Origin of the sequence: Azohydromonas aeria (assembly GCF_009760915.1) — a bacterium.
GTDB lineage: Bacteria > Pseudomonadota > Gammaproteobacteria > Burkholderiales > Burkholderiaceae_C > Azohydromonas > Azohydromonas aeria.
This window is the reverse complement of record NZ_VIDQ01000005.1, coordinates 77,672-94,230: the sequence shown is the minus strand read 5'-3', so window position 1 is coordinate 94,230 and position 16,559 is coordinate 77,672. Positions and strand designations below refer to the sequence as shown.

Genomic DNA, 16,559 nt, shown 5'->3' with positions numbered 1-16,559 from the left:
CGGCGGCCGTGAAGGCTGCGCCTGCCCTGGCCGTGGCGAGTGCCGGGCAGCGCCGGCGTGCCGCCGTGCCGGCCGCGGCCGTGGCGCTGGGCTGCGCCGCCGCGGCGGCGTGGCTGGCGCTGCACCACCCGCTGCTGCCGGGCACAGCCCTGGCGCTGGCGCTGGCCTGGGGCGCGCTGAGCTTCGCCTTTCCGACGGCCTGGCTGGCGCTGCTGCCGGCGCTGCTGCCGGCGGCCAGCCTGGCGCCCTGGACGGGCTGGGTGGGCCTCGACGAGTTCGACCTGCTGCTGCTGGCCACCGTCGCCGGCGTGCAGGCGCGGCAGGCGGCCCGGCCGCAGCAGGCGCCACCGCTGCCCGCGGGCGTGCGGCTGCTGGCCGCGGCGCTGGGCGGCTGGACCCTGCTGGCGCTGAGCCGCGGGCTGCTCGACGCCGGCGGCTTGCCGGGCTGGTTCGACGCCTACCTGGAGCCGCTCAACGCTTGGCGCGTGGCCAAGCCGGCGCTGTGGGCGCTGCTGCTGCTGCCGGCGCTGCACCGCGTGCTGCAGGCCGACGCCACGGGCGCGCTGTGGCGGCTGCGCAGCGGCATGCTGGCCGGCACGGCGCTGTTCGTGGCCGCGGTGCTGTGGGAGCGTGCCGCCCACGTCGGGCTGCTCAACTTCACCGGCAGCTACCGCACCACGGCGCTGTTCTGGGACATGCACGTCGGCGGCGCGGCCATCGACGCCTACGTGGCGCTGGCGCTGCCGTTCTGCGTCTGGGCGCTGTGGCGGCTGCGCCGGCCGCTGCCGTGGTGCGTCGCCGCGCTGCTGGCCACGGGCACGCTGTACGCGGCGCTCACGACCTACTCTCGCGGCGTGTACGGCGCGGTGGGGCTGCCGCTGCTGCTGCCGCTGGCGTGGCTGATGGCCTGGCGCGTGCGCCACGGCACGCTGCGCGGGATGCTGCTGGCGGGCGGGCTGACGCTGGCCGCCGCGCTGCCGCTGACCTGGGCGGCGCGCACGCTCGACGCGCTGGGCGTGGGCCTGCTGCTGGGCCTGTGGCTGCTGGCGGCGCTGGCGGCATGGCGGTTCACGCGCATCGGCTGGCGCGCCGCGGCCGGGGTGACGCTGGCCGTGGCACTGCTGGCCGAGGTGGTGACGGTGTTCGGCAGCGGCGGCAGCTTCATGCGCGAGCGCGTCGAGGCCAGCGGCATGGACCTGCGCGCGCGCATCGAGCACTGGCAGCGCGGGCTGGCGCTGCTCGATGCGCCGGCCGGACTGCTGCTGGGCCTGGGCACGGGCCGGCTGCCCGCGCACTACGGCGCCGCGCCGGGCTATCCGGGCTTCTCCGGCCAGGTGCGGCTGCAGCCCGGCGGCGTGCGGCTGGACGGGCACGCCCTGGGCGTGCCGGGCCCCTCCGCCCTCTACGGGCTGACGCAGCGCGTGGCGCCGCATCCGGGGCCGCACCGCCTCGACCTGCGCCTGAGCGCGCAGGCGCCGGCGTGGCTGCTGGTCAAGGTCTGCCAGGCGTGGCTGCTGTACGACGACCGCTGCCAGCAGTCGTTCGTGCGCGTGCCGGCCGGGCCGCGGCCGGCATGGCTGACGGTGACGCTCAAGGGCAAGCCGCTGGACGCCGCCGCCGTGCTGCCGCGCCCGCACGTGCTGACGGTGGCGGCGCTCGACGGCACGGTGCTGCTGGAGCAGGCGCAGCTGCATGCCAGCGGCGAGCAGCTGCTGGCCAACGGCGGCTTCGACGCCGGGCTGGCGCACTGGTGGCCCCGGGCGCAGGGCCATTTCGTGCCCTGGCACATCGACAACCTGTACCTGGAGCTGCTCATCGAGCGCGGCCTGCCGGGGCTGGCGCTGTTCCTGGCGCTGGCGGCCGGGGCGCTATGGCGGCTGGCGTGCCGGGTGCGGGCACGCGACGAGGTGGCCGAGGCCGCCGTGTTCCTGGCCTCGGCGCTGTGCGGCGCGCTGCTGGTGGGCCTGATCAGCAGCGTGATGGACATGCCGCGCGTGGCCTGGCTGCTGTGGCTGCTGCCCTGGGTGGCCTGGCTGCTGCCGCGGCCGGCCCGGGCCTGAAGCGGCCCGGCCTGTTTCAGGACTGGTACGCGCCGGGCGACCAGGCGGCCGGGGGCACGATCAGGCGCGAGCCCACCGGCGGCCTGAACTCGGCCAGGGGCGCCAGCGTGCGCCCGCCGCCTACGCCCGCAGCCCGGGCGCTGCCGCGCAGCGGCGAGTGGGCCACCAGCCGGAAGTCGAGCCGCTCGGGGTCGCGCAGCGAGTCCAGCGTGGTGCGGACGTTGCCGGCGGTCCAGTCCAGCGTGCCGGTCGCCAGCTCGCCCGGGCCGACCAGCAGGTTGTTGACGAAGCGCGCCTCCAGCCCCGCGGCCAGCCGCGCCGGGCTCACGCGCACGAAGGTGCCGGTGCTGCGCTGGTTGACGATGGTGTTGTGGGCCATGAACAGGCCGTGCTCGGCCAGGCTGGAGGTTTCCTCGCCGTAGGACACGATGGCCGGGTTCTGCGTCAGCGCGTTCTGGCTGATGACGTTGCCCACCAGCCAGGCCCGGCCGCCTTCGGGCAGGTCCACTTCGTAGGACGACTCTCCGCTGGCGCCGTCCACCAGCACCGAGTGCCTGACGATGGTGTACTGAGCGCGCGACTTCAGCAGATGGCCCATCAGCCCGTCGTGAAAGTAACTGCCCAGCACCCGCACCTGCCTGATTCGCCCGACGTACAGCAGGTGCGACAGGTAAGGCGCGGCGGCGAAGCCGAATTCGCAGCGCTGCACTTCCAGCACCGACGCCGGATCGTTGTTGGTGAGGATGCCGGTCTGGTTGTCGAAAAACGCGCAATTCTGGACCGTGAGATGGCCGGTCTCGAAGCGGATGCCCGCGCCGTTGCGGTCGGGCACGCGCGTGCCCCGGAACTCGAGGTTCTGGATGCGCACGTCCTCGGCGCTGCGCACGACCAGGATGCCCTTGCCCTCGGCCGCCACGCCGTCGGCCTGGAATACCGGGCGGGTCCCGCCCACGCCCCGGATGGTGAGCACCGCCTGCGTGACGACGCCCGCCTGGGCCCGGTGCACGCCGGGCATGACCTCGATGACGTCGCCGCTGCGCGCCTGCGCCAGCAGGGCCGGCAACGACATGCCGAGCTCCAGCCGGTGCACCGTGCCCGTCACGGCCTGCGCCTGTGCCCAGGGCGCAGGCACCACGCCTGCCAGGCCCAGTGCCTGCAACAAATGTCGCCTTTTCATGAGTCCTGCTCCATAAAAATGGTTTCAAGAAATGCCGTCGGCTCCGGTGCCCGGTTTTCCTCTCCTGGGTGAGGCGAAAATGGAAGCTGAATGGGGTAATTCATGCGGCCCTGTCGGGGCCGATGAATCCGGTCATTGGGTGCAAATTCTCTTTGACGAGAAATGGCCGGACCGGAGGCATGCCATTTTGAATGGCGTGCGGCGGCATGTGATTTTCAGACTCTAGCAGGTCCGAATTCCTGTTCCGGTGTCAGGATGCCTTGTTTTGCAAAAGGCTTGATAAGAAATGTTCCGCAAACGTATTGATTTGCCGGGTAATTGAATCAAATGGCAAGTCCGGCGACCGGGCTGGGGGCTGGGGCCGGAGCGGAGCCGTCAGCCCGGCTTCCCTCGATCAACCGCGCGGCATGGCGCGGTGGTGCCGCGTCGGCCGGCCGGTCCGGGCGGGCGGATCGCCGTGCTCCTCGGCCCAGCGTTGCAGGATCTCTTCCTGCTCGGCGTCGTCGCGGCGGCTGCGCCGCAGCGACGCGGCCACCGCGCCCAGGACCAGGCCCAGGACGCCACCGATCCAGAAGGCCACCAGCAACCACCAAGCCGACACCATGGACCATCCTCCCGTGCGTGCGCCCGGCCCAGGCCTTGCGCATCGTTGTGATTCACGCCGCGAATGCGCCGTTCCCGGCACCGGCATGCACCGCGCCGGCAGCCGGGCTGCCTGGCGCGCGAGCATGTCGATGGACGTGCAGCAGTCGATGTTCCCGGAGCTTTGAAGCTTGCGCGGCTACCGGATGTAGCCGCCGCGCCGGGGCGGCGCGGCCGCGGCAGGGCGGTTCAGGGCCGTGTGGCCGCGGCGGCGGCCGGCGCCGGACGCCAGCGCAGCCGGGTCTTGATCCAGGCGTGGCGCAGCAGCAGGCCCGGCGGCATGCGCAGCGCGTGCGCGCGCAAGTACAGCAGGCACAGCGCCGCGCCGGTCAGCGGCAGCCGGGTGTCACGCAGCGGTGCGCGCAGCGCGCGTGTCCACAGCGCGTCCATGAGCGCCTGCGTCACCGCGCCCGGCGCCGCGGCCGCGGCGGCGCTCAGGGTGTCTTCGGGCACGGGCGTATCCAGCAGGCGCCGCGCGGCGCGCAGCCCGTGGTGCAGCAGCCGTGCCAGTTGCAGCTCGCGCGCGCGTTCCAGCAGCCCGTTCCAGAAGTCCGGCTCGCTGCCGAAGCGGCGCAGCAGCGCGTCGATGTCGCTGAGGTCGCGCAGTCCGTGGCTGAACTCCTCGTTGCGAAAAAGGTGCGTCACGGCATGCAGCACCATGTCCACGGGGGCGAGCACCTGCACGCCCTCCAGCGCGGCGGGCCGCGCGGCGGCCAGCAGCAGCGCGCTGTCGGGACGCTCGCGCGCGGTGGGTTGCAGCAGCGCGTGGTGCACGTCCACGACGGTGCCGCGGCTGCGGTGGGTCAGGGGCGGCAGCTCGTGCGTCCAGGCGCGGTAGTAGCACTGGTCGTAGGCGCTCAGGCCCGGGTCGAAGCGCCAGCCGTGTTGCTGCAGCTGCCGCTCGGCCTCGTCGAGCCGCGCGCGCGGCACCAGGATGTCGATGTCGGAGAACAGCCGTCCCTGGGCCGCCGGGAGATCGGCCGCAACGTAGGCCGCACCCTTGAGCAGCACCAGCGGCAGCCCCAGCGGCGCCAGCGCGCGGCGCAGCGCCCGCGCCTCGCGCAGCACCTCCTCGTGCTGCGCCTGCGCCAGCCGCAGCGCACCGTGCAGGTGCGCGCGCGGCGCCGCGGGCACCGCCTCCAGCAGCGACAGCGCCTGCAGCCGTGCCGCCAGCCGCGCGTGCAGCCCGGCGCTGCGCGCCTGGCGCAGCAGCAGTTCCCAGCCGGACACGGGCAGGGCCGGCAGCGCCTCGGGGTGCGCCAGCGCCCACGGCAGCAGTTGCGCCGCGGCGGCGGGGACGGGTGTCGTGGCGGCCATGCCCGTCATGCCCCGGGCACGGCAGCGGCGGCCAGCGCGTCGAACGCCGCCACCGCCTCGGGCAGCCGCTCGTAGCTGAAGGCGTGGCAGGTGCTGTCGTCCACCATGCGCGCCAGCCGCTCGAAGCCGGCGGTGCCGTGGACGCTGTAGTTGAAGGCGTTCTCGACCAGCCGCCGCAGCGCCTGCGCCCTGGGCAGCGGCTCCAGGCGGGCGTCCTGGCCGGCGACGTAGCGCGGCAGCACGATCCAGCCCGGGCGCGCGGGCTCCGCGGCGCGCGCCACGCCCGCGGCGGGCGGGCGCATGTGGGCCACGGTGCCCTTGGCAGTTTCGTGCACCGGCGGCCCGAAGCGGGCTTCGGGCGCGAAGCGGCGCACGAGGTCGATGGAGCCGTTCTTCAGGCTCACCGGGCGCGGCAGCGCGTGGATCAGCCCGGTGGCCGGGTCGATGAGCGCCAGCTCGTCGGACAGCAGCCGCCAGCCGTTCAGCGCCAGCGCGGCGCACAGCGTGCTCTTGCCCGAGCCCGACGGCGCCGGCAGCACCAGAGCCCGGCCGCCGCGCTCCAGCACGGCCGCGTGCAGCGTCAGGAAGCGGTGGTGCAGCGCGGTCAGGCACCAGTTCAGGCCCCATTCCAGGATGGGAAAGCCCTGGTTGCCCGGCAGCGGGCTGAAGGAGGACTCGCCATCGAGCCGGAACACCACCTGCGGCCGCCACCAGCGCCGCGGTCCCGCCGGGCGCTCGACGCTGACGTGGAAGTCGGCGAAGGCATCGTCCTCCACCGGGTGCGCGGCGTAGTGCAGCGCGATGCCTTCAGCCACCGCCTCCAGCGGCGAGCGGATGCAGTTGAGCACCGGCCCGGTGCGCAGCCGCAGTCCCGGGCCGCGCAGCCGCCGGCGCAGGGCGCGTGCGTCCAGCGCGTCGAGCCTCATGGCGCGGCGTCCTCGTGCACCAGCCCCAGCCGGACCAGGCCCTGGAGCACGGACTGCAGCGCGTGAACGTCCTCGTCCAGCGGCGCGGCACCGTCGTCGCCGGGCAGCAGTGCCTGCGTCAGCCGCACCGCGTCCAGCGCCTCGGGCTGCTCCAGCAGCGCCCGCAGCACCTCGGCGGCCGCGTGGGACAGCCAGTGCGTGCTGCCCGTCCAGGTGTCGAAAACGGCCATCTCCCCGTCCCAGCAGCGCCAGCGCAGGGCCGCCGCAGGCACGGCATAGCGCAGCGGCGGGTTGCCGGGCCGCTTCGATTCGGAAAGCGGGACGGCGGCTGCCGTTGCGCCGCTCATTTCCAGGAGGTCGCCAGCCAGTCGAGCGTTTTCCGGCTGTCGAGAATGGTTTCCTGCGTGGGCCGGTATTCGCCGACGTTGTTGCGAATATTGGCCCAGACGTCCTTGATGGCGGCGGGGCTGTTGAAGGGATGGACGGCCACCGCCGACGGGTTGTAGGTGGCGTTGAGCCAGGCGGCGGCGATGTACGCCTCCACGGTCCAGGGTTGCTTCAGGAGCACTTCCAGCAGGGTGACCTTGCTGGCGTCGGTGCGGGGATTGGCTGTGTATTCGGTCTGGATCTGGAAATTGCGCGTTGCATTCGCCAATTCAGACGGATTCGACACCAATACCCTGTTGTTTTGCGTCACCTTGTAGATATTGACGATATTGAATCGCGTGGGACTGGTCAGCAGGCCGCCCAGCTTTTCCTGGAACGTGGCGGTGACCAGGGAGCTGTAAGACCCGCTGGAGATCTGGCGAGCCCAGGCATCGGGAGGGTCGCCCAGGCAGGTTGCCGTGTCCTGCGGCTGCCGGCTCAAGTGCGCATTGACGGAGACGAAGGCCGAGGCCGACCTGCACACCCCCGCCGCGACCGGCGCGCTGGCGAGCGTCAGCGCCACCGGCGCGGCGAGCCCAAGGCTGCGGCGCAGCAGGCGCCGGCGTGCCTCGACGTCGTCGGTGCGTGTATTTTCCTGGGGCGTGTCGTCGGGCTGGCTGCGGTGCTGGTCCATGTCTGTGCTTCGGCCAGCCGCTTCAAGCCCTCGAACAACCGCGCCTGGCCCACTCCTCGCCGCGCACTGTGCGCGGCACGAGCCGGGAAATCGTGGCGGCTTCGTGTCAGGCGCGCCGGCGCCGCCCGCGTCCGCTGCCGCCTCAGGCGCGGCCGGCCACGCGCGGCTGCGGCGCACGCCGGGCACCGCCACCGCCACCGCCGCGCACCGGCGCCGCGGCCTTGCCGCGGCGCTCCAGCGCCCAGCCCTCGGTGGCCGGCTCGCCGGCCTGCGCCTGCACGCCCTGCGGCGCCAGGCCGCGCGCCACCATGCGCCCGACCAGCGTCTCGCTCGCGTCGGCATCCAGGCGCAGCGCCAGGCGCTGCCAGCGGCGGTTCAGCGCTTCGTGCGACCACGCATCCTCCAGCGCCCAGCGCAGGCGCAGCGCGTCGTCGCGCACGCCGGCGGCGATCACGCGCGGGATCAGGGTGTGGATGAACAGGTTGTAGTCCTGGCGCAGGCCCATGGCCTCGAACAGCGCCTCGATGCGCGCGAGCCGGAGCGACCACTGCGGATGCGCCAGCTGCAGCGTCAGCAGCGACTGCAGGCCCTGCACCGGGTTGAGCAGCCGCAGCCGCGGCGGTGGCAGCACGTGCAGCGGCAGCTTGGCCGCCTCCTCGTGCGGCAGCCGAGTCACGAAGGACACCAGCGTGCCCACGCGCTCCCACTGCGCGGCGCTCAGCCCGTCGAGCGTGGCCAGGCCGCCGCGCGCCATGCGCTGCAGCTGCGCGCGCACGCCCTCGAGGTCGCGACCGGCCTTGGCCTGGCTGGCGCCGGCGCTCAGCACCGCCAGGTTGCCCGCGGCATAGCCGGCGGCGTCGAAGACGCGGTCCACGCAGGCGTCGCCGGGCTGGTCCAGGCCCTGCGTCAGCGGCTCGCGCGTGACGGGGCAGTGGCCGACCTCGATCTGGCGCAGGAAGGCCGGCGTGACCTGCGTCGCCTCGAACTCGCGCCCCTCTCCCCAGGCCCGCAGCCGCAGCCGCAGCCACTCGCGCACCGAGGGCGTGGCCGCGCGCGTGCGCTTGGCGCAGCGCGCCTGGCCCGCCTCCCAGCCCTGGCGCAGCGCGCTGTCCGGGCCCAGGAAGGCCGGCGGCGGCGCCAGGGCGTGGCGCGCGTGCTCCCAGCCGATGTCGAAACCCACCGGGTCCTGCACCGGCATGTCGAATTCAAGCCTCCCCTGGGTGGTCATGTCGCGGCTCCTGGATAACGCTGTCTGCAACCTGTGGATTCGTACAGTATGCCTTTGTCGGGGCTCACCACGTGAGCCTGTGGATAAAGCCCTGGGAACAGCGGTGGCGGGTGCCGCGCGGGCAGGGCGCGGCGGCGGTTGGGGCCGCGGCTGTCAGCTTCCGGCGCGGGGGCCGTTGTTACGATCCGGACCAAAAAGGCCCCCGGGGAGGAAGGCGTGGACCGTACCGAACGCTTCTACAGGATCGAGATGCTCATCCGCAGCCGCGCCAACGGCAGCTGCGTAAGCTTCACGGAGCTGATGGCCGAGCTGGGCGTCTCGCGCGCCACGCTCAAGCGCGACCTGGAGTACCTGCGCTCGCGCATGAACGCGCCCATCGTCTATGACCGGCTGAGCAACGGCTACCGCTTCGCCGCGGCGGCCGACGGCGTGCGCGCCGAGGCCGGCGCCGCCGCGCACGAGCTGCCCGGGCTGTGGTTCAGCGAGAGCGAGATCCACGCGCTGCTGACCATGCACCAGCTCATCCAGGGCCTGGACGAGGGCGGCGTGCTGGCGCGCCACCTGCAGCCGCTGCTGGAGCGGCTGCACGGCATGCTGGGCACCTGCGAGGGCGAGGCGCGCGAGCTGATGCGGCGCGTGAAGATCGCGCACCCGGCGCGCCGCCCGGTGGTGCCGCGGCACTTCGAGCTCATCGGCAGCGCGCTGACGCGGCGCCAGCGCGTGCGCATGACCTACTTCGTGCGCAGCCGCCAGGAGCAGACCGAGCGCGTGGTCTCGCCGCAGCGCCTGGTGCACTACCGCAACACCTGGTACCTCGACGGCTGGTGCCACGCCAGCGAGGGGCTGCGCCGCTTCGCGCTGGACGCCGTGCGCACGGTCGTGGCGCTGGAGCAGCGCGCGCGCGACGTGGGGCTGCGCACCGTGGAGTCCGAGCTCGACGCGGGCTACGGCATCTTCGCCGGCGGCGCCGGCAACGGCCGGCTGCAGTGGGCGGTGCTGCGCTTCACGCCCGAAGCCGCGCAGTGGGTGGCGCACGAGCAGTGGCACCCGGCGCAGGAGTCGGTGCTGGAGAGCGACGGCGCGCTCACGCTCAGGCTGCCCTATGCCGAGGCCACCGAGCTGGCCATGGACGTGCTGCGCCACGGCGAGCAGGTGCGCGTGCTCAAGCCCGCCAGCCTCGCCGCGCTGGTGGCGCAGCGGCTCAAGGACGCGGCCGGGCAGTACGCGGGCGCCTGACAATCCAGCCTCTTGCGGCGCGCCGCGCCTTCGCGCACTTCGAAGTACCCCCTGACATGACCCGATTCCTGCACACCGCCGACTGGCAGATCGGCCGCCAGTACGGCCGCTTCGCGCCCGAGGACGCCATCCCGCTGGCCGAGGCGCGCTTCCTGGCCGTGGAGCGCATCGCCGCGCTGGCGCGCGAGCGCCGCGTGGACGCGGTGCTGGTGGCCGGCGACGTGTTCGACGCCCAGACGGTGTCCGAGCGCACGCTGCGCCGCCTCTTCAACGCGCTGGCCGCCTTCGACGGGCCCTGGGTGCTGATCCCGGGCAACCACGACGCTGCGCTGGCCGAGAGCGTGTGGACGCGCGCCCGGCGTTTCAACTGCATCCCGCCCAACGTGCACCTGTTCGAGACGGGCGGCGTGCGCGCCTTCGCCGGCATCGGCCTGGCGGTGCTGGGCGCGCCGCTGACGCAGCGCCACACGCACACCGACCTGACCGAGCCCTTCGACACGCTGGAGACGCCGCCCGGCCTGGTGCGCGTGGGCCTGGCGCACGGCAGCGTGCAGGGGCTGCTGGCCGAGGAGGTCGATTCGGCCAACCCGATCGCGCCGGACCGCGCGCGCCGGGCGCGGCTGGACTACCTGGCGCTGGGCGACTGGCACGGCATGAAGCCCATTGACGAGCGCACCTGGTACAGCGGCACGCCGGAGCCCGACCGTTTCAAGGGCAATGCCCCGGGACACGTGCTGGAGGTCGCCATCGCGGCGCCGGGCGCGCTGCCCGAGGTCACGCCGCATGCCGTGGCGCTGCACCGCTGGCATGAGCACGGTGAAACGCTGTCGCTGCCGGGCGACGTGGAGCAGTTGGGCGAGCGGCTCGTGGCGCTGGGCGCATCGGACGTGCTGGCGCTCACGCTCTCGGGCCGGCTAGACCTGGCCTCGCACCAGCGGCTGCAGGCGCTGCTGGGCCAGGCCGCGGGGCGGCTGCGCAGCCTGCAGCTCGACCAGGAGGCGCTGCAGCTGGCACCCACCGAGGCCGACGTCGAGTCGCTGCGCGCCGATGGCTACCTGGGCGAGGTGCTGGGCGCGCTGCGCGCGCGCCAGGAGGGCGACGAGGTCGCGCGCGAGGCGCTGTCGGTGCTGGCCGGGCTGCTGCGCGAGCGCCAGGCGCCGGCCGCTGAGGGGAAGTCCGCATGAAGCTGCAACGCCTGCGCATCGAGCAGTTCAAACAGTTCCGCCAGCCGCTGGAGCTTTCCGGGCTGGAACCGGGGCTGAACCTGTTCACCGGGCCCAACGAGTCGGGCAAGAGCACCATCGTGCGCGCCATCCGCGCCGCCTTCTTCGAGCGCTACCGCTCCAGCAGCGTCAAGGAGCTGCAACCCTGGGGTGACGGCGGCGCCAGCCCCAGCGTCGAGCTGGAGTTCGAAACCGGCGGCAGCCGCTGGCGGCTCCACAAGCAGTTCCTCCAGCGCAAGCGCTGCCGGCTGCAGGTGGACGACACGGCGCTGGAGAACGACGACGCCGAAGGGCGGCTGTGCGAGCTGCTGGGCTTCCAGCTGGCGCAGCGCGGCGAGAGCAAGCCGGAGCACTGGGGCATCCCGGGGCTGCTGTGGATCGAGCAGGGCAGCAGCCACCAGATCCGCGACGAGGTGCTGCACGCCACCGACCACCTGCGCACCGCGCTGCAGGGTTCACTGGGCGAGGTCGCCAGCACCGCCGGCGACGACGTGCTGGCACGCGTGCGCGAGGAGCGCAACGCGCTGCTGACCGAGAAGAAGGGCGAGCCGCGCGGCGCGCTGCTGGAGGCGCTGCAGTTGCGGGAGCAACTGCAGTCGGAACTGACGGAGACGCGCCAGCGCCTGGCGCAGTACCGCGAGCAGGTGGACCGGCTCGGCCAGGTGCAGGCCGAGATCGCGCTGGACGAGGCCGAGCGGCCCTGGGAGCCGATGCAGCAGCAGCGCCAGGCGGCGCAGCAGCGGCTCGACGCCCTGCAGGCCGCCGCCGGGCAGCTGCAGGCGCAGCGCGAGCAGCTCGGGCCGCTGCAGCGGCAGATCGACCTGCTGCAGCAGCAGCTCGACGGCCACGCGCAGCAGCAGCGGCTGCTGGCCCAGCGCGAGGCGGCGCTGGCTGCGGCGCTGCGCTCGCAGGAGGAGGCGCAGGCGCGGCTGGCGCCGGCGCGGCAGCGGGCGCAGGACGCGCGCCAGGCGCACGTCGGCGCCCAGGCGCTGCTGGAGCGCGCGCGCGAGCGGCAGTGGCTCGACTCGCTGCAGCGCGAGTTCACGGACGCGGCGCAACGCGCGCAGGCCCTGCAGGCGGCGCTGGCCGAGGCGCAGGCGCACGGCACCGAGCTGGCGCGGCTGCGCGAGGAGGCGCGGCACTCGGCGCTGGACGCGGCGCAGCTCAAGGAGCTGCGCGCGCAGGAGCAGCGGCTGCGCGAGCTGGAGCTGCGGCGCGAAGCCGCGGCCACGCAGCTGCGCTGGAATCTTCACGTCGAGGGCGATGCCGGCGCTTCGCCGCGCCTGGATGGCGAGGTGCTGGACGGCAAGGGCGGGCGGCTGCTGCTGCAGCCGGCGGTGCTGGAGCTGCCGGGGATGGGCCAGCTCACCGTCACACCGGGCGGCGCCGACCTGCACAAGCTCGCGGCCCAGCTCGACGCCGCCGCCGCCGCGCTGCAGGCGCTGCAGCGCCGACTCGGCGTGGGCTCGCTGGCCGAGGCCGAGGCGCGCCACGAGCGCCAGCGCGTGCTGGCTGCGCAGATCGACACCCGCCAGGCGCTGCTGGCGCAGCTCGCGCCGCAGGGCGTGCCGGCGTTGCAAGGGCAGGCCGACGAAGTGCGCGCCCGCGCCGCGGCGCTGCAGGAACAGGTCGCTGCGCTGCCGGACGCCGATGCCGGCGCGGACGTGCCCGCGCCCGCGCAGGCCGAGCAGGCCGTGAAGGCGGCCCATCAACAGGCCGAGCAGGCGCAGGCGGCGGCACAGCACGCCGAGTCCGCGCTGGCGCAGGCGCAGGCCGCGGCGCAGCACGCGCAGCGCGAGCGCGACGCGCTGAAAGCCGTGCTGGAGTCGCCGGAACAACGCCTGGCGCTGGAGCGGGCTGAAGCCGAGCGCGTGGCGCTGCTGCGCCGGCGCGAGGAGTTGGAAACGCTGCTGCGCGCGCGCCAGGCCGAGATCGCGGCCGAGCGGCCGGAGCTGCTGCAGCAGGACGTGCTGCGCCTGACGCGCAGCGCCGACGTGGCGCTGCAGGCCTACCAGGCGCGCCGCGGCGAGCGCGAGGCGCTGCGCATCCGGCTCGACGAGGCCGGCGCGCAGGGGCTGGAGGACCAGCTCGCCGCGCAGCTCGCCGCGCTGGAGCGTGCGCAGCGCCGCGTGGCCGAGCTGCAGCGCCGCGCCCAGGCGCTGGACCTGCTGCTGAACCTGCTCAACGAGAAGCGCCGGGCGCTGACGCAGCGGCTGCAGGCGCCGCTGCAGAAGCACCTCAACCGCTACCTGGGGCTGCTGTTTCCGCAGGCGCGGGTGGAGCTCGACGAGACGCTGATGCCCGGGCCGCTCAGGCGCGGCGACGGCTCAAGCGTGGACGGCGAGGGCAGCGGCGCCTTCGAGCAGCTGAGCTTCGGCGCGCGCGAGCAGATGGGGCTGATCAGCCGCCTGGCCTACGCCGACCTGCTGCAGGAGGCGGGGCGGCCGACGCTGATCCTGCTCGACGACGCGCTGGTGCACAGCGACGCGCTGCGCCTGGCGGCCATGAAGCGCATCCTGTTCGACGCGGCGACGCGGCACCAGATCCTGGTCTTCAGCTGCCACCCGGAGGCGTGGCGGGATTTGGGGGTGGCGGCGCGCAGCATCGAGGCGCTGCGGCAGGCGCGGTGAAGGCCGCCGGCCATTGAAATTGAAAAAGGCGGCCGGGGCCGCCTTCTTCAACAGGGCAGGAGAAGTCAGCCCGGCAGCCAGCCGTCCGCCAGCACCTCGTCCTCGACCACCCACGGACACTGCTCGGGAAAGCAGTCCAGCCCGGTCTCGTTCACGGCCTGCGCCACGCCGCGGGCCCACACCATGTCGAGCCAGCGTGGCTCCTGCAGCTTCGGGCGCAAGCTGGGCGATTCGTCCAGTGCATAGCCGATCTCCTTGCGCTGCGCCTTGATCGTCTTTTCCCAGCTGGCACCCCGACGCTTGGGCTGGAACTGCCATTTCAGGAGATGCGCCAGCAGCACCGCCAAGGCATTGCCCACGTGGCGCTGCTCGCTCCGACCCACGGCTTCGATTTCGTCGGCGATGTGCTCCACGTCCAACGACTCGAAGCGGCCCTCGCGTAGCAGGCGCGCCTGTTCGAAGGCCCAGGCATGAACGTCCTGCTCGTAGGTGTGCATGGCCTGGGCATCCAGGTTGTGGCTTATCGCGCTGCGGCGCGCCTCACTTCGAGGTCGGCATCGCGAACTCCGCGCCTTTGCCGATGCTCGCCGGCCAGCGCTGCATGATCGACTTCTGGCGCGTGTAGAAGCGCACGCCTTCCTCGCCGTAGGCGTGCATGTCGCCAAACAGGCTCTTCTTCCAGCCGCCGAAGCCCTGCCAGGCCATGGGCACGGGAATGGGCACGTTGATGCCGACCATGCCCACCTCGACGCGGCGGCCGAACTCGCGCGCCACGTGGCCGTCGCTGGTGAAGCAGGCCACGCCGTTGCCGAACTCGTGCGCGTTGACGAGGTCGACGGCGGCGGCGAAGTCCGGCACCCGCACGCAGGCCAGCACTGGGCCGAAGATTTCCTCCCTGTAGATGCGCATTTCCGGCGTGACGTGGTCGAAGAGCGTGCCGCCGGTGAAGAAGCCGGCCTCGTGCCCGGGCACGCTGTAGTTGCGACCGTCAACCACCAGCGCCGCGCCCTCCTCGACGCCCGTGGCGATGTAGCCCTCGATGCGCTCCAGCGCGGCGCGCGTGACGATGGGGCCCATCTCGGCATCGGGCTCCATGCCGTTCTTCACTTTCAGCGCCTTCGCGCGCTCGGCCAGCTTCGGCACGATCCTGTCGGCCACGTCGCCCACCAGCACCGCCACCGAGATCGCCATGCAGCGCTCGCCGGCGGAGCCGTAGGCCGCGCCGATGAGCGCGTCCACGGCCTGCTCCAGGTCGGCGTCGGGCATGACCACCAGGTGGTTCTTGGCGCCGCCCAGCGCCTGCATGCGCTTGCCGTGGCGCGCGCCCGTCTCATAGATGTAGTGCGCGATGGGCGTGCTGCCGACGAAGCTCACGGCCTTGACGTCCGGATGCTCCAGCAGGGCATCGACCGCCTCCTTGCCGCCCTGCACGACGTTGAAGACGCCGTCGGGCAGGCCCGCCTGGCGCAGCAGGTCGGCCATGAAGAGGGAAGGCGAGGGGTCGCGCTCGCTGGGCTTGAGGATGAACGGGTTGCCGCAGGCCAGCGCCACCGGGAACATCCAGCACGGCACCATGCACGGGAAGTTGAACGGGGTGATGCCGGCGACCACGCCCAGCGGCTGGCGCAGCGTCCAGTTGTCGATGCCGGTGGAGACCTGGTCGCCGAAGTCGCCCTTGAGCAGTTGCGGGATGCCGCAGGCGAACTCGATGATCTCAATGCCGCGCGTGACCTCGCCCTGCGCGTCGCTGAACACCTTGCCGTGCTCGGCCGTGATCAGCGCCGCCAGCGTGTCGCGGTGCTCGTTCATCAGCGCCAAGAATTTGTTGAGGATGCGCGCGCGGCGCAGCGGGGGCGTGTCGGCCCAGGCGGGGGCGGCGGCCTGGGCCGCGGCCACGGCGGCGGCGACCTCGGCCGCGCCGCCGAGCAGCACCTGGCGCGCCGTCTCTCCGGTGGCGGGGTTGAACACGTCCTGGCTGCGCGCGCCCTCGGTGACGGCGCGGCCGCCGATCCAGTGGCCGACGGTGGCGGCGGTAACGTTGTGGAGCAGGTCGGAGGCACCCATGGCTTGTCTCGCTGGTGTTGTGTGGAGGGGATGGCGCCAAGTCTAGGCGCCGCGCGCGCCGCGCCGGCTGGAGGGGCCGTTGAAGCTGCGACACTGACGGGTTCCTTCCGACCCGTTTGACAAACCCCATGTTCGACAGCAACGAGACCCTGGAGACGGCGCTGGCGCGCAACGTGCGCGACGCGCTGATGGAAGACATCGGCCGCGGCGACTGGACGGCGCAGCTCGTGCCCGCCGGCCGCAGCGTGCAGGCCCACGTGGTGGCCAAGGAGGGCGCCGTGATCGCCGGCCGGCCCTGGTTCGACGCCTGCTTCCGCGCGCTGGACCCGGATGCGCGCCTGGCCTGGGCGGTGCAGGAGGGCGACCGGGTCGAGGCCGGCACGGTGCTCGTGCGCATCGAGGCCGACGCCCGCGCCCAGCTTTCGGCCGAGCGCCCGGCGCTGAACTTCCTGCAGACGCTCTCGGCGGTGGCCACCGTCACGCGCTCGTACGTGGACGCGATCCAGGGCCTGTCGCCCAATCCGCACGGCTGCAAGGTGCTCGACACGCGCAAGACGCTGCCGGGCCTGCGCCAGGCGCAGAAGTACGCCGTGCGCGTGGGCGGGGGCCACAACCACCGCATGGCGTTGTGGGACGGCATCCTGATCAAGGAGAACCACATCGCCGCGGCCGGCGGCATCCGGCCGGCGCTGCAGGCCGCCTTCGCGCTGCATGCCGGCGTGGACGTGCAGATCGAGGTCGAAAGCCTCGACGAGCTGCAGCAGGCGCTGGAGGCCGGCGCGAAGAACGTGCTGCTCGACGACTTCAGCTTCGAGGACATGGCCGCCGCCTGCACGCTCAACGCCGGGCGCGCGGTGCTGGAGGTCTCCGGCGGCGTGGACCTGGACTCCATCCGCCGCATCGCCGCCACCGGCGTGGACCGCATCTCCAGCGGCAAGCTCACCAAGGACGTGCGCGCCGTGGACCTGTCGATGCGCGTGACGGGCTGACCCGGCG

The 16,559-nt window shown here is 73.3% G+C and carries 14 protein-coding genes; 5 read left to right on the top strand and 9 right to left on the bottom strand.

All coding sequences use genetic code 11. The annotated features are described in order from the left end of the window. Window positions 1–8: 8 nt before the first annotated feature. Entirely contained in the window at window positions 9–2,060 is a 2,052-nt protein-coding gene (locus tag FJ694_RS05135) for a hypothetical protein (protein WP_157264886.1), read from the top strand. Window positions 2,061–2,076: 16 nt separating this feature from the next. Here FJ694_RS05135 and FJ694_RS05130 read toward each other — a convergent pair whose 3' ends face one another. The 7 genes from FJ694_RS05130 to FJ694_RS05100 form a co-directional block, all read right to left on the bottom strand. Beyond that, entirely contained in the window at window positions 2,077–3,237 is a 1,161-nt protein-coding gene (locus FJ694_RS05130; protein WP_157264884.1) for a right-handed parallel beta-helix repeat-containing protein, read from the bottom strand. 394 nt (window positions 3,238–3,631) lie between these two features. Next, on the bottom strand, window positions 3,632–3,841 hold the full coding sequence (locus tag FJ694_RS05125; RefSeq protein WP_157264882.1) for a hypothetical protein: 210 nt from the start codon (window positions 3,839–3,841) through the stop codon (window positions 3,632–3,634). Between the two features lie 227 nt (window positions 3,842–4,068). Then, entirely contained in the window at window positions 4,069–5,205 is a 1,137-nt protein-coding gene (locus FJ694_RS05120; RefSeq protein WP_198320721.1) for a nucleotidyltransferase domain-containing protein, read from the bottom strand. Further along, entirely contained in the window at window positions 5,202–6,122 is a 921-nt protein-coding gene (locus FJ694_RS05115; protein ID WP_157264880.1) for an HprK-related kinase A, read from the bottom strand. Before FJ694_RS05115 ends, FJ694_RS05120 begins: the two co-directional genes overlap by 4 nt. Beyond that, entirely contained in the window at window positions 6,119–6,469 is a 351-nt protein-coding gene (locus tag FJ694_RS05110; RefSeq protein WP_157264878.1) for an HPr-rel-A system PqqD family peptide chaperone, read from the bottom strand. The genes FJ694_RS05115 and FJ694_RS05110 overlap by 4 nt, the downstream gene beginning before the upstream one ends. Next, complete coding sequence (locus FJ694_RS05105; protein WP_157264876.1) at window positions 6,466–7,182, bottom strand: hypothetical protein; 717 nt, start codon at window positions 7,180–7,182, stop codon at window positions 6,466–6,468. The genes FJ694_RS05110 and FJ694_RS05105 overlap by 4 nt, the downstream gene beginning before the upstream one ends. Window positions 7,183–7,324: 142 nt before the next feature. Continuing rightward, on the bottom strand, window positions 7,325–8,410 hold the full coding sequence (locus FJ694_RS05100) for a hypothetical protein (RefSeq protein WP_157264874.1): 1,086 nt from the start codon (window positions 8,408–8,410) through the stop codon (window positions 7,325–7,327). A 216-nt stretch (window positions 8,411–8,626) separates the two neighbouring features. On the opposite strand from FJ694_RS05100, the gene FJ694_RS05095 reads away from it, so the two are divergent. From FJ694_RS05095 to FJ694_RS05085, 3 genes are read left to right on the top strand one after another with little or no spacing between them, the layout of a single operon-like run. Then, window positions 8,627–9,646 (top strand): helix-turn-helix transcriptional regulator, encoded by a 1,020-nt coding sequence (locus FJ694_RS05095; RefSeq protein WP_157264872.1) that lies wholly within the window; start codon window positions 8,627–8,629, stop codon window positions 9,644–9,646. A 56-nt stretch (window positions 9,647–9,702) separates the two neighbouring features. Next, window positions 9,703–10,830: a metallophosphoesterase family protein gene (locus FJ694_RS05090; RefSeq protein ID WP_157264870.1), complete on the top strand. Its 1,128-nt coding sequence runs from the start codon at window positions 9,703–9,705 to the stop codon at window positions 10,828–10,830. Then, on the top strand, window positions 10,827–13,499 hold the full coding sequence (locus FJ694_RS05085; RefSeq protein ID WP_157264868.1) for an AAA family ATPase: 2,673 nt from the start codon (window positions 10,827–10,829) through the stop codon (window positions 13,497–13,499). Before FJ694_RS05090 ends, FJ694_RS05085 begins: the two co-directional genes overlap by 4 nt. A gap of 65 nt (window positions 13,500–13,564) precedes the next feature. On the opposite strand, the gene FJ694_RS05080 is transcribed toward FJ694_RS05085, so the two are convergent. Both FJ694_RS05080 and FJ694_RS05075 read right to left on the bottom strand, forming a co-directional pair. Beyond that, window positions 13,565–13,996 carry a DUF29 domain-containing protein gene (locus FJ694_RS05080; RefSeq protein ID WP_157264866.1) on the bottom strand — a complete coding sequence of 144 codons (432 nt, stop codon included), beginning with the start codon at window positions 13,994–13,996 and terminating at the stop codon, window positions 13,565–13,567. 43 nt (window positions 13,997–14,039) lie between these two features. Further along, entirely contained in the window at window positions 14,040–15,563 is a 1,524-nt protein-coding gene (locus FJ694_RS05075; protein ID WP_157264864.1) for a CoA-acylating methylmalonate-semialdehyde dehydrogenase, read from the bottom strand. 128 nt (window positions 15,564–15,691) lie between these two features. Between FJ694_RS05075 and nadC the strand changes: the two genes are divergently transcribed. Beyond that, window positions 15,692–16,552, top strand: coding sequence for a carboxylating nicotinate-nucleotide diphosphorylase (gene nadC / locus FJ694_RS05070; RefSeq protein WP_157264862.1), 861 nt, complete (start codon window positions 15,692–15,694; stop codon window positions 16,550–16,552). The last annotated feature ends 7 nt before the right edge of the window (window positions 16,553–16,559 follow it).